Consider the following 12,941-nt stretch of genomic DNA (forward strand, 5'->3'; position numbering starts at 1 on the left):
CAACGTGCTCTACGCCATCCTGCGCGACCGCCGGCCCTACCAGGACCGACCACAACTCAACCTCGTGGCTTGACTTCAGCATTAGGCAGCGGCCTCCTCGCCGTGCGCGGCCGCGCGTGCCGGCCGGGCCGGTGCGGTCTCGTCCCGGCCGGCGGCGCGGCCGGCCGCGGTCCGCTCCGCCGCCGCCCGGGCGACCGCCTGGACGATCGACACATAGGCGCCGCAGCGGCAGAGGTTGCCGCTCATCCGCTCCCGGATCTCCTCGGGGCCGAGGGGCGGCGGTCCCGCCTCCGGGCGTACGTCGTCGGTGGCGGCGCTCGGCCAGCCCGCCGCGTGCTCCTCGATGACGGCGACGGCCGAACAGATCTGCCCCGGCGTGCAGTAGCCGCACTGGTAGCCGTCGAGGTCGAGGAACGCCTGCTGCACCGGGTGGAGCCGGCCGCCCTCGGCCAGGCCCTCGACGGTGGTGATCTCGCGGTCCTCGGCGGCCACCGCGAGCTGCAGGCAGGACACGGTACGGCGGCCGTCCACCAGCACCGTGCAGGCGCCGCACTGTCCCTGGTCGCAGCCCTTCTTGGTGCCGGTCATGTCGAGGCGCTCGCGCAGCGCGTCGAGCAGCGTGGTGCGGTGGTCGACGGACAGCGTGTGCTTCTCGCCGTTGATGTTCAAGGTGACGGCGCTGGACGTCGATGGGTCCATGATCAGCTTCTTTCGGGTAACCGGGACACGCCGGATTCGAAGGAGGGCATCGGAGATGCGGACGTCAAAAGTCGGACATCGAAGGAGCGGACACCGAAAAGGCAGGTGCCGATGAGGCGGGCATCGGACGAGCAGGCGTCTGAGAAGCAGGCGTCTGCGGAACAGGGGGTACGACAGGGGGGTACGGACAGGGAGCCGTTGCGGGCATGTGCACGAGGAAGCAGGCCGACGTGCGAAAAGGCGCCGGTCACCGCTATGGTGGGAGCCAACCGGACAGCTGTCCGTTCTCAGAAAGCTACCGGACAGCTGTCCGCTTAGCAAGAGCGGGCTCGGTGGCGCGCCGCCAGGAGGACGAGTGCAGCACAAGAAGGACGCCGAACCCCCTCTGCGCTCGGACGCCCAGCGCAACCGCGAGCGCATCCTGCACGTGGCGGTGGCCGAGCTGACCCGCTCCGCCGACACCCCGCTGAGCGTGATCGCCAAGAAGGCGGGCGTCGGCCAGGGCACCCTCTACCGCAACTTCCCCAGTCGCGAGGCCCTGGTCCTGGAGATCTACCGGCACGAGATGCAGCAGGTCGCCGACAGCGCGGCCCAGCTGCTGGCCTGCCGGGAACCCGACACGGCGCTGCGCGAGTGGATGGACCACCTGGCCCGGTTCGCCATGACCAAGGCCGGTCTGGCGGAGGCGATCCGGCAGGCCACCAGCGCTCCGGGCAGCCCGGCGAAGCCGCAGCACGGCGCGATCACCTCCGCCGCCGAACTCCTGCTGCGCGCCAACGAGGAGGCCGGCACCATCCGTCCGGGCGTGACCGCGGACGACTTCGTCCTCGCCATCTCGGGTCTGTGGCAGCTGGACCCGCTGGGCGACTGGCAGGAGCGCGCGAACAGGCTGCTGGATCTGGTCATGGACGGGCTGCGCGCCGGAGCCCGGGGACGCGCCGCCGAGTAGGGTTGCCCCGGCACGTCGCCGAACGGACGATCGAACGATCGAGGGGGCAGGCATGGCGGAGGCGTTGGTGCTCGGCGGTGGCGGTGTCGGAGGCATCGCGTGGCTGACGGGGCTGCTGGCGGGACTCGCGGACGCGGGACAGGACGTGACCGGCGCCGATGTGATCGTGGGCACCTCCGCGGGGTCAGCCGTCGCGGCCCAGCTGGGCAGCGGGCTGAGCCTGGAGGAGCTGTACGCCCGGCAGGTCGAGCCCGCGCTGCAGGCAGACGAGATCATGGCCGAGATGGACCTGGAGGCCTTCGCCGCGGAGCTCGGCACGGTGCTGGGAAGCGGGGCCACCGGTCCCGAAGTACGCCGAGCCGTGGGGAAGCTGGCCCTTTCGGCCGCGACCGTGTCCGAGCCGGAGCGGCGCGCGGTGATCGAGTCGCGGCTGCCGGCGCACGACTGGCCGGCACGGGCGCTGAGGATCGTGGCGGTGGACGCCGGGACCGGGGAGCCCCGGGTGTTCGGCAACGACTCGGGCGTGAGCCTGGTCGACGCGGTGGCGGCGAGCTGCGCCGTTCCCGGCGTCTGGCCGCCCGTGTCGATCGAGGGACGCCGCTACGTCGACGGCGGCGTCCGCTCCGCGGCCAACGCCGACTACGCGGACGGCGCCTCGCGCGTGCTGGTGATCGTGCCGATGGGGGCCGCCGAGCCGTTCCCGAGCGACGCGCCGCTGGAGCGGTGCGTGGCGGACCTGCGGGCGCGGGGCGCCGAGGTCGCGGTGATCGAGCCCGACGAGGCGTCGAGGGCCGCCGTGGGCGCCAACCCCCTGGACCCTGCCACGCGCCGCCCGGCCGCCGAGGCGGGCCGGGCGCAGGGGCGCGCGACGGCCGTCCGCTGGACGCGCGGGTGAGCGGCGCCGCCCGGACGGCGCGGCGGCCGGGACCGCGCGCGGGAGGCTAGTCGCTCCTTGTGTAGGTGAGGCGGACGACCTGGCCGGGCGGGAGGCCGTCCCGGACCTCCTTGCCGTTGACCACGAGCCGGACCGCGCCCGCGTTCCCGAGGATCAGGTCGACCTTCGTCCTGTCCGTGAACGTCTTCCGCTCGCCCGGGGAGAGGACGCCCTCGAAGAGCACCTGTCCGCCGGAGCCCTTGGCCGAGATCCAGCTGCCTTCCTCCTTGCCGCTGATCACTACCGTGACCTGGTTCGCGGGCGCCGCCGCCGCGCCGTTTCCGGCGGAAGGGCTCGAAGCCGGGTTCGCCTTCGGGTCCGACTTCGGGCTCGAGTTCGGGTTCGGGTTCAGGTTCGGCGAGGAGGCGTGCCCGGACTGCGACGCGGCCGCGGAGGGTGTTCCCTGGCCGTCCCGGTGGTGGGTGAGGTAATAGGTGCCGCCGGCGAGCGCGGCCACCACGACGGCGGCCGCCGGCACCACGGCGATCATCCGCGTGCGAGGGCGCCGGGCCGGACCGCCGGATGCGCCGCCGGCCCCGCGCGGGCCCTCGCCGTCCCCGGCGGCACCGGCGGCATCGGCGGGGACAGGGGCCGCGGGCGGACCCGACGCGGCGGCCGACGCGGGAGCAGGGGCAGCGGGCGGAGCGGGGGCGGGGAGGGGGACGGTCGGTCCCGGTGTCCCGGGGGCAACCGGGACGGGTTCCGTCCGGGCCGGGTCCGGCATGAGCAGGTCGAGGAGCTCCCCGGGCGCGGGCCGGTCGCCGGGGTTCTTCGACAGGCAGGCGGCGACCAGGGAGCGCAGGTTGTCCGGCACCGCGGAGAGGTCAGCCGGTTCGTGCACCGTCCGGTACATCACCCCCATGGGGGTGCCGGCGCCGAACGCGCTGCCGCCCGCCGCCGCGACGAGGACGGCGCCGAGCGCGAACACGTCGGCGGCGCCGTCCACTTCGAGGCCCTGCGCCTGTTCGGGCGCCAGGTAGCCGGGCGTGCCGAAGGCCGTCCCGGTGGTGGTCAGCCGGGTGGACTCCATGGCCCGCGCGATGCCGAAGTCGAGGACCCTGGGGCCGTCCGCGGCCATGATGACGTTCCCCGGCTTCAGGTCCCGGTGCACGAGACCGCAGGCGTGCACGGCCTGGAGCGCCTCGGCCAGGGCGGCGCCCAGCAGCCTCAGCCGGCTCTCGTCCATCGGCCCCTGCTCCGCGAGCAGTTCGGACAGAGTGGGGCCCGGCACGTACGCGGTGGCCAGCCAGGGCGCTTCCGCGTCCGGGTCGGCGTCCACCACCGGAGCCGTGTGGAATCCGCCGACGGCCCGGGCGGCCTCGACCTCGGCGCGGAACCGCTCGCGGAACCTGCGGTCGGCGGCCAGCTCAGGGCGCGCGACCTTGACCGCCACGGCCCGGCCGCCGCGCGAACGCGCCAGGTAGACCGTCCCCATGCCGCCCGCGCCCAGGACCCGCTCAATGGTGTAGACACCGATCCGCCGTGGCAGGTCCGCGTCGTTTCCCATCCGCTGCACGCCTCCCCCTTGTGACACCGTGCCTCAGTATGGCCTTGCCGGGGCCCCTGTTCACCCGGCTTCAGGAGCACGGGAGTTCGTACGGGAGTTCCTCGGCGGAGCGGTTTCCCCCCGGGTGCCCGGGACCCCGTCACCGTGCGACTTCCGCCCAGACCACTTTGCCGGTGTCCGTCCAGCGCACCCCCCACCGGGTGGTGAGCCCGTGCACGACGTACAGGCCGCGACCGTCGTCGTCCAGGAGACCGCCCCGCCTCAGACGTGGCCTGCCGTCACCGGAGTCGCCCACCTCGCACAGCAGCCCGCGTCCGGCCCTGACCAGCCGTACCGTGATGGGCCCGGCGGCGAAGCGCGCCGCGTTCGTGACCAGCTCGCTGACCAGCAGCGTCACATCGTCCCGCGTGGCGTCCGCGATGCGCCATCGCCGCAGCAGCGGGGAGACCTGCGCGCGGGCACGGGCGGGCGCGTCGGCGCGGGCGGGCAGCCGCCAGCTCGCGGTGTCGCCCTTGCGGCAGCCGATCAGGCGAGCGAGCAGCAGGGTCACGTCGTCGCGCCGGCGCGCCGGCGCCAGCGCCGCGACGACACGCCGCGCGGCCTGCTGGAGGGCGTCCCAGGGGTGCACGGCGGCCACTGTCTCCACCAGCCTGCCGATGCCCTCGTCGATCGGCGTGGCCGGGTCCTCCACCAGGCCGTCGGTGTAGAGGGCGAGCAGGGAGCCCGGGGGCGCGTCGAACGCATGCACGTCGAAGGGTTCCCGCAGCGCGAACTCCGCCCCGAGCCCGGGGTGCGGGTGGATCGCGAGCGGGTGCGCGTGCCCGTCGGGGCCCACCAGGACCGGAGGGAGGTGGCCGGCGCTGGACAGCGTCACCTGGTGGCGGACCGGGTCGTAGAGGGCGATGCAGCAGGTCGACCCCAGGGCGCTGTACCCGGCCGCCAGCCCGGACTCCGCGTCGTCCAGCAGGCTCACGGTCGCGTCCAGGTGCTCCAGCACCTCGTCCGGCGCCAGCCCCGCCGACAGCAGGGCCCGGGCCTCCATGCTCAGCTGGCCCATGGTGGCCGCGGCCCCCAGGCCGTGCCCGACGACGTCGCCGACCACCAGCGCGGTACGGCCGTCCGCCAGGGGAAAGCTGTTCACCCAGTCCCCGCCGACGCCCGCGCTGTCCGGGGTGGTGGGCTGGTACACGCTGGCGATCTCGATGGTGCTGCCGCCCGTCCGGGGCAGCAGCCTGCGCTGCAGGGCCAGCACCTGCGTGTGCTCGCGCTGGTGCCGGCGGGCCAGGTCGACGTGGTGGGCCGTCCTGGCCACCAGCTCCTGCAGGTCGAGCAGTTCGCTGTCGCGGAAGGGGATGTCCGCCCGCCGCCAGACCTCCACCACGCCGAGCACGACGGGCGGCGTGCCTTCCAGGACCAGCGGTACGCACGCCACCCCCGCCGACCGGTCGCCCGGTACCAGCGGTACCAGGGCGCGCACCACTCGCGGACTGCCGAGCACCCGCTCGAGGGCCTCCCGGTCCGGTATGACGATGATCTGCGGGGCGTCGTCCCGCCGTATCGCCCGCGCCAGCAGGCGGCTCGCGTCGCCGGGAAGGTCCTCCCCGGGAGTCACATAGCCGTCGGGCCACGCGCGGTCCGGCACCAGGGCCGCCCGCCGCAGCCGGATGCGGCCCTGCGGCTGCCCCGTGACTCCCTCGCCCGTCCACACGGCGAAGTCGAGGTCGACCGCGGCGACCTCGCCCCAGGCCAGCAGGGACTCCGCCAGCGACTGCGCGGTCTCGCCGATGTCCAGCGAGGTGCCGATCGCGGTCTCGGCGGCGTACAGGTGCAGCCTCTTGGCCATGGCGATCAGGGAGACGGTCAGACCGTCGTCGGGCGCCGCGGCGGGCAGGATGCTCAGGGAGACGACCAGTTCCGACCCGTCCGCGCGCCGCAGCCGCTGGATGCGGGCGACGTGCGCCTCGCCGGTGTCGAGGACCTGCCGCAGGCGCCGGGTGACCGTGGGTACGTCACCGGGGGGCAGGAGATCGACGAAGGGGCTGCCGGCCGCTGCGTCCACACCCGCGAAGACGGGGGCGTCGAGATTGCAGCGGGTGACGCTCAGGTCCCGGTCCAGGTTGACCACGCCGAGAATCCGGTCCTGCCGGCCGGCCGCCGGTTCGTCGGCCAGGTCCCGGCCGATCGTGCGGGCCCCGGGCACCTCGGCGCCCCCGCCGGCCACCGCCCCGCCGCGCGCGGCGTAGCGCCCCAAGGCGCTGCTGACCAGGTCGAAGGGCGACGACGGTGAGGCAGAGGGTGTGGAGTCCATGCGGCTCTCTCGGCAATCCGCGGCGCGGTGCCGGGGCCGTGCTCCTGTTGCGACGGGCCCCGGGAACCCTGACCGCTCACCTCATTCAATAACACCGGCGGGCGCTTCGCCCAGAGCCGGCGGACGGCCTCCGGGCCCCGCCCGCCGCGCATCTCCCGCGCATCCCGACCGGGGGCGGGCGGGCCGTGGGCAGGGCTGGGACCCCTAGCTCCGGCCCCGGCCCCGATCCCCGGTGCCGGCCCAAGGACCGGAGCCGGGGGCCGGGCGCGACCTGGAGGGGGCCGGGCGCGACCGGGAGGGGACCGGAGGGGCGGGCGGGACCCGGGACGGACGGGCGGGACCTGGGAGGGACGGGCGGGAGGGGGCCGGAGAGGCAGGCGGAGCGGCCGGTGCCCGGCGCTGTGGTTCCGCCACCCGCGGGCCGGCCCCGCCGCCCGTGTCAGCCGAGGAAGCTGAGGCGGACCTGGCGGTGGGGATTGTCCTTGTTCGTGTCCACCAGGCACACCGACTGCCAGGTGCCCAGTTCCAGCCGGCCGCCCAGCACCGGAACGGTGGCGTGCGGCGGGACCAGCGCGGGCAGGACGTGGTCGCGGCCGTGGCCCGGGCTGCCGTGCCGGTGCTGCCAGCGGTCGTCCGCGGGCAGCAGGGTGTGCAGCGCGGCGAGGAGGTCGTCGTCGCTTCCCGCGCCCGTCTCGATGATCGCGACGCCGGCCGTCGCGTGCGGCACGAACACGTTGAGCAGGCCGTCGCGGCCGTCCGCGGTCTCGCGCAGGAAGGTCTCGCATTCGCGGGTGAGGTCGACGACCGTCTCGCGGGAGCCGGAGGCCACGTTCAGCACTCGGGTGGTGAAGGCATGTGACATACCCCCATCCTCCTCGATCGCGGGGGAAGATCCGGGCCCTGGGCGCGGTTGTCCAGGCGTGAACAGGACGCGCGAGGTCGACGTGGTCGTCATCGGCGCCGGGCAGGCGGGGCTGTCCAGCGCCTACCATCTGCGGCGCACCGGTTTCGAGCCGGACCGCGACTTCGTGGTGCTCGACCACTCCCCCGCACCGGGCGGCGCCTGGCAGTTCCGGTGGCCGTCACTGACGTACGGCAGGGTGCACGGGATGCACTCGCTGCCCGGCATGGAACTCGACGACGCCGATCCGGCCCGTCCCTCCGCGGAGGTCATCGGCGAGTACTTCGCCGCCTACGAGCGGGTCTTCGGCCTCCGGGTGCGGCGCCCGGTGCACGTGCGGACGGTGCGGGAGGGCACCGGCGGGCGGCTGCTCGTGCAGACCCCCGACGAGGTGTGGTCGACGCGGGCGCTGATCAACGCCACCGGCACCTGGGACCGGCCGTTCTGGCCGCGCTACCCGGGGCAGGAGACCTTCCGTGGACGGCAGTTGCACACCGCGCAGTACGCGGGGCCCGAGGAGTTCGCCGGCAAGCGGGTGGTCGTGGTGGGCGGCGGCGCGTCCGGCACCCAGCATCTGCTGGAACTCGCCCCCCGCGCGGCGGCCACCACCTGGGTCACCCGGCGGCCGCCGGTCTTCCGCGAGGGGCCGTTCGACGAGAACCTGGGCCGCGCGGCGGTCGCCCTGGTCGAGGAGCGGGTACGGCGCGGACTGCCGCCCCGGAGCGTCGTCTCCGTCACCGGGCTGCCGCTGAACGACGCCGTCCGGCAGGGGCTGCGCGACGGAGTCCTGGACCGGCGGCCCATGTTCGACCGGATCACCCCCGACGGCGTGGCATGGCGGGACGGGCGGCAGGTGGCCGCCGATGTCATCCTCTGGGCCACCGGGTTCCGGGCCGCGCTCGACCACCTGGCGCCGCTGCGGCTGCGGGAACCCGGCGGCGGCATCCGCGTGGAGGGCACCCGGGCGGTGGCCGACCCGCGGGTCCATCTGGTCGGCTACGGGCCGTCGGCGAGCACGGTCGGCGCCAACCGGGCCGGGCGCGCGGCCGTCCGCGACGTCCGGCGGCTGCTGGGCGAGGTCCCGCCCGCCCACTCACCGGCCGCCGCCTGAGACCGCTGCCCGCCTCCGCGTGAGACCGCTGCCCGCCTCCCCGTGAGACCGCTGTCCGCCTCCCCGTGAGGCCACTGTCCGCCGCCGTCCGAGGCCGCGGCCCGCCGCGCGAGCCCGCAGCCGTGTGAGATCGGGTCCCGCCGCCCGGGACCGCCGCCGTGGACCGCCGCCCGCCCCCGTGGACCGCCGCCCGCCGGTGCCGTCGCGTCCGGTCGCTCACTTGGCGGAGGGCTGGGAGCTGTGGGTGCGGTGCCAGGCGTTGAACTCGGCCACATTGCGCTGGTGCTCGGCGTAGTCGGCGGTGAAGCGGGTGTCGCCCGGCTTGACCGTGACGAAGTAGAGCCAGTCGCCCGGGGCCGGGTGGGTGGCGGCGCGCAGCGCGTCCTGGCCGGGGTTGTCGACGGGTGTCGGCGGCAGTCCCATGCGCTGGTAGGAGTTGTAGGGGCTGTCCAGCCGGGTGTCCTCGGCGGTGGTGCGGACGGTGGAGCGGTTGAGGGCGTAGTTGAGGGTGGAGTCCATCTGCAGCGGCATGCCGTGCTCCAGCCGGTTGAACACGACCCGGGCCACCTTCGGCATGTCGGCCTTGGTGGCGGACTCCGCCTGCACGATGCTCGCGATGGTCACCGCCTGGTACGGGTTGAGGGCGTCGTGCTGGGCGCCGGCGGCGACGGGGGTCGCGTCGAACTTCTTCATGGCGGTGGCCACCATGCGGGCGAGCAGCGACTGGGGGGTCGTCCGGTCGTCGATGGGGTACGCCGCGGGGTACAGGTAGCCCTCAGGGTTGCCCTCCGCGGCGTCCGGGAGTTTCAGGCCGCTCTTGGTGACCGACAGCTTGGTGGTGCCGGCGGGCAGGGCGAGCGCCTTGTCGACGGCGGCGTACACCTGGGTCGCCCGCCAGCCCTCTTGGATCACCAGGGTGCGGGGACGCGCGGGGGGCCGTGGCCGGTCGTCGTGGTGCTGGGTGAGCAGCGGCACCGCCACGGCGGCGCCGGCCAGCACGGCCCCGGACACGACGAGGGCCAGCCGGCCCCGGTGCGTCAGTCGGATCGATTTCCGTGACGGAGTGTTCCTCTGCATGCGGGCACGGTAACCCGCACAGCCGGACAAACCCGGCATATCTTCAGCTTGTCGGCTCCAGTTGGGCGTCCCGGCGCACCAGTGCCGCGTAACGCCCGTCGAGTTCGAGCAGTTCCGGGTGTGTGCCGCGTTCGGCCACCCGGCCCGCGTCGAGCACCACGATCTGGTCCGCGCCGCGCACGGTGGACAGGCGGTGCGCGATGGTGAGGGTGGTCCGGTTGGCCGACAGGGCGTCGATGGCCTTCTGCACCGCGGCCTCCGTACGGGTGTCCAGGGCGCTGGTGGCCTCGTCGAGGATGAGGACCGGCGGGTCGCGCAGAATGGTGCGGGCGATGGCCAGGCGCTGCTTCTCGCCGCCCGAGAACCGGTGGCCGCGCTCGCCGACGACCGTGTCGTAGCCGTCGGGCAGCGCCGCGATGTGCTCGTGTATCTGGGCCGCCTCGGCGGCCGCCCGCAGCTCGTCGTCCGTGGCGTCGGGCTTGGCGAAGCGCAGGTTCTCGGCCACCGAGGCGTGGAAGAGGTACGTCTCCTGCGAGACGACGCCGACGGCGCGGGCCAGGGTGTCGAAGTCGAGGTCGCGCACGTCCACTCCGTCGAGGGTGACCCGGCCGCCGGTGACGTCGTACAGCCGGGGAACCAGGTAGCCGAGCGTGGACTTGCCGGCGCCGGTGGGGCCGACGATCGCCAGGCTGCTGCCCGCGGGGACGGTGATGTCGATGCCGTCGAGGATCGGCCCGCTCTTGCCGTCGTAGTGGAAGGCCACGTTCTCGAAGCGGACCTCTCCCTTGACCTGGTCGAGGTGGACCGGGCGGTCGCGCTCGGTGATGTCGATCGGCAGGTCCAGGTACTCGAAGATGCGCTGGAAGAGCGCGAGCGAGGTCTGGATCTGGACGCCGGTGGCCAGCAGGCTCACGGTCGGCCGGAACAGTCCCTGCTGGAGCGAGACGAAGGCGACGAGCGTGCCGATGGACACCTCCGGTCCGCCGAATCGCAGGGCGATGCCCGCCGTCCAGTAGATGACCGCGGGCATGGCTGCCATCACGACGGTGATGACGGCCATGCGCCAGCGCCCGGCCATGTTCGACCTCACCTCCAGGCCGACCAGACGTTCCGACTCCGCGGCGAAGGAGGACGTCAGGGAGTCCGAGCGGCCCATGGTCCGGCCGAGCAGGATGCCGCTGACCGAGAGGGACTCGGTGACCGTGGCGGCCATCGCGGCCATCTGCTTCTGCCGCTGGGTGGTGATCTTCTTGCGCTCGTTGCCGACGCGGCGGCTGATCCACACGAAGACGGGGAGCAGCAGCAGCGAGACCACGGTCAGCCGCCAGTCGAGGGCGACCATGGCGACGACCGTGGCGACCACGCTGGTGAGGTTGGAGACCAGCGAGGTGGCCGTGGAGGTGACGGTGGCCTGCATGCCGCCGATGTCGTTGGCGATGCGGGACTGCACCTCGCCCGTGCGGGTGCGGGTGAAGAAGGCGAGCGACATGCGCTGCAGGCGTCCGTAGACGGCGGTGCGCAGGTCGTGCATCACACGCTGGCCCACGGTGGTGGAGATCAGGGTCTGCAGGACGCCGAAGACGCTGGTGAGGACGGCACTGAGGATCATGCCGGCGGCCAGCAGGCTCAGCAGGCCGGTGCGGCCCTGCGGGATCGCCACGTCGAGGATCTCCCTGAGGAGGAAGGGCGTGGCGACGGAGACCAGGGAGGCGGCGCCGACCAGCAGGCCGACGACCGCGAGACGGCCCCGGTAGGGCCGGAAGAGTCCGAGGATGCGGCGCACCTGCCGGGGTTGTTCCCCGGCGTCGGCGGGCGGGGTCCAGGAGGGCTGGTGGTCGGGATGCATGGGCTCCTACGGGAAGGGGCGGGCGCCGGCCCGGTGCGGGCGGCCGGCGGCGACTGTCGGATCCTAGCTCATTGTTACCTATACTCACAATGAACGGGGTCCTGATATTGTTCCCGCATGACCACCCCCGATCCCGACGGCCTCCTCGCCGAGCAGCTGCTGCGGCTCACCCGCCGGGTGCACCGCATCCAGAAGCGTCATCTCCAGGAGCACGCCCTCGGCATCACACCGGCCCAGTCCCGGCTGCTGCGCACCCTGGCGCACTTCGGCGAGCCGCCGCGGATGGCGGATCTCGCCGAGTCGCTGGAGGTGGTGCCCCGCGCGGTGACCACGCTCGTGGACGGCCTGGAGGCGAGCGGCAAGGTGCGCCGCGTCCCCGATCCGGCCAACCGGAGGGTGATCCGCATCGAACTCACCGACGACGGGCGCGCCGCCCTGCGCGTGCTGCACGGCGCGCGCCGGGCCGCCGCGGAGGAGATCCTGGCGCCGCTGAGCGAGGAACAGCGCGAGACGCTCGGCGGACTGCTGGACACGCTGGTGGGCGCCGTGCCCGCACAGGGAAACCGAAAACACTGCTGACCGCCGTGTCCGCCGGGCCTGGTGGACCCGGGCCGGCCGGCGGCGCGGCGCGGGCGCCGACCAACTCCGCCGCTACGCCCTCAGATTGGCCCTGTCCCCCATCACCACGACGGGCTTGTCCCTGGGGTCGAGCGTGCGCAGCAGATACTCCATCGCCGACCCGGGAACGCTCACACAGCCCAACGTCCCGTCGCCATGGTCGAGATGCAGCCAGATGCCGCCGCCCTTCGACTGCCCCTGCGGCCGGGTCGGGTCGTCGGGACGGGTGCCCCGGAGCCGGTTGTAGTCGATGGCGATCACGTAGTCGAAGTCGTGCCAGTGCGCCTCCTCCCAGTAGAACGGTGAGAGGAACGCGTCCTCGTCCTGGGTGTACGGGAGCCTGGACCCGGGATCCTCCAGCAGTCCGCCGGCGTCCGAGAGGGTGAACACCCCCACGGGTGTCCGCTCGTCGCCCTCGTGGTGGTCGGTGGTCCAGCCCCGCTTGCCGTTGTGGGCCGGCCAACTGCCCTTCTTCTGCCAGCTTTCACCTCGCTTCTCGTACAGCACGAGCGTGGAGTCGGGGGAGTCCTCGCGGTCGCCGTAGACCGCCACGACCTGGCGGGTGCCCGCCGGCACCTTCCGCCACAGCCGCTCTCCGACCCCGGGGACCCGGGGCGGCGCCACCGGGACGCTGGGCCGCGCGGTCCCGGAGGGACCACCTGGTCTGGGCACCTCACCGTGGTGAGCCTGTGTCCGCGGGCTGCCGCATCCGGCCAGCGCCGTCGCCATGAAACAGGCCGCCGCAGCGGCCATCGCACGTTTACTACCGCCACTTCGCATGTCCTCATGGTGGCCAGCACATCCCTGACGATCTACTCGAGATTGGTCCACATGGCCTTATCTCAGCCTTTTCGGGGCGTGTCGCCGTGCATTGACGGCGCGAAAGCCCCTGTGGCCGGCCCCTCCCCCGGCAGGGGAAAACCGCTTGCTTTCCACCACGCTGCGACGCGACCCTGTCACGGCTTGTCGCCGCCCGCCGCGGCCCCTCCCC

At 73.7% G+C, this 12,941-nt stretch carries 11 protein-coding genes; 4 read left to right on the forward strand and 7 right to left on the reverse strand.

Features of this window, described 5'->3' with window-relative positions:
* Positions 1–81: 81 nt before the first annotated feature.
* A complete protein-coding gene (locus ACI2LW_RS10635) occupies positions 82–699 on the reverse strand; it encodes a (2Fe-2S)-binding protein (protein ID WP_404730819.1) in 618 nt (205 codons plus the stop codon).
* Between the two features lie 355 nt (positions 700–1,054).
* On the opposite strand from ACI2LW_RS10635, the gene ACI2LW_RS10640 reads away from it, so the two are divergent.
* Both ACI2LW_RS10640 and ACI2LW_RS10645 read left to right on the forward strand, forming a co-directional pair.
* Positions 1,055–1,648: a TetR/AcrR family transcriptional regulator gene (locus ACI2LW_RS10640; RefSeq protein WP_404730820.1), complete on the forward strand. Its 594-nt coding sequence runs from the start codon at positions 1,055–1,057 to the stop codon at positions 1,646–1,648.
* A gap of 52 nt (positions 1,649–1,700) precedes the next feature.
* A complete protein-coding gene (locus ACI2LW_RS10645) occupies positions 1,701–2,543 on the forward strand; it encodes a patatin-like phospholipase family protein (protein ID WP_404730821.1) in 843 nt (280 codons plus the stop codon).
* Between the two features lie 46 nt (positions 2,544–2,589).
* Here the strand turns inward: ACI2LW_RS10645 and ACI2LW_RS10650 are convergent, their stop codons facing one another.
* From ACI2LW_RS10650 to ACI2LW_RS10660, 3 genes are all read right to left on the reverse strand, one after another.
* Positions 2,590–4,089 (reverse strand): RodZ domain-containing protein, encoded by a 1,500-nt coding sequence (locus ACI2LW_RS10650; protein WP_404731000.1) that lies wholly within the window; start codon positions 4,087–4,089, stop codon positions 2,590–2,592.
* Positions 4,090–4,228: 139 nt separating this feature from the next.
* Entirely contained in the window at positions 4,229–6,397 is a 2,169-nt protein-coding gene (locus tag ACI2LW_RS10655) for a SpoIIE family protein phosphatase (RefSeq protein WP_404730822.1), read from the reverse strand.
* Between the two features lie 439 nt (positions 6,398–6,836).
* The gene (locus ACI2LW_RS10660) at positions 6,837–7,259 is read right to left on the reverse strand and encodes a secondary thiamine-phosphate synthase enzyme YjbQ (RefSeq protein ID WP_404730823.1); all 423 of its coding nucleotides are present in this window, start codon (positions 7,257–7,259) and stop codon (positions 6,837–6,839) included.
* A 58-nt stretch (positions 7,260–7,317) separates the two neighbouring features.
* On the opposite strand from ACI2LW_RS10660, the gene ACI2LW_RS10665 reads away from it, so the two are divergent.
* Positions 7,318–8,409: an NAD(P)-binding domain-containing protein gene (locus tag ACI2LW_RS10665; RefSeq protein ID WP_404730824.1), complete on the forward strand. Its 1,092-nt coding sequence runs from the start codon at positions 7,318–7,320 to the stop codon at positions 8,407–8,409.
* 216 nt (positions 8,410–8,625) lie between these two features.
* On the opposite strand, the gene mltG is transcribed toward ACI2LW_RS10665, so the two are convergent.
* Positions 8,626–9,486 (reverse strand): endolytic transglycosylase MltG, encoded by an 861-nt coding sequence (mltG, locus tag ACI2LW_RS10670; RefSeq protein WP_404730825.1) that lies wholly within the window; start codon positions 9,484–9,486, stop codon positions 8,626–8,628.
* 43 nt (positions 9,487–9,529) lie between these two features.
* On the reverse strand, positions 9,530–11,332 hold the full coding sequence (locus tag ACI2LW_RS10675; RefSeq protein ID WP_404730826.1) for an ABC transporter ATP-binding protein: 1,803 nt from the start codon (positions 11,330–11,332) through the stop codon (positions 9,530–9,532).
* A gap of 117 nt (positions 11,333–11,449) precedes the next feature.
* Between ACI2LW_RS10675 and ACI2LW_RS10680 the strand changes: the two genes are divergently transcribed.
* Entirely contained in the window at positions 11,450–11,911 is a 462-nt protein-coding gene (locus ACI2LW_RS10680) for a MarR family winged helix-turn-helix transcriptional regulator (RefSeq protein ID WP_404730827.1), read from the forward strand.
* Between the two features lie 72 nt (positions 11,912–11,983).
* Here ACI2LW_RS10680 and ACI2LW_RS10685 read toward each other — a convergent pair whose 3' ends face one another.
* Entirely contained in the window at positions 11,984–12,730 is a 747-nt protein-coding gene (locus ACI2LW_RS10685; protein WP_404730828.1) for a L,D-transpeptidase family protein, read from the reverse strand.
* Positions 12,731–12,941: the final 211 nt, after the last annotated feature.

This window comes from Streptomyces sp. NPDC004065 (assembly GCF_044903565.1).
GTDB lineage: Bacteria > Actinomycetota > Actinomycetes > Streptomycetales > Streptomycetaceae > Streptomyces.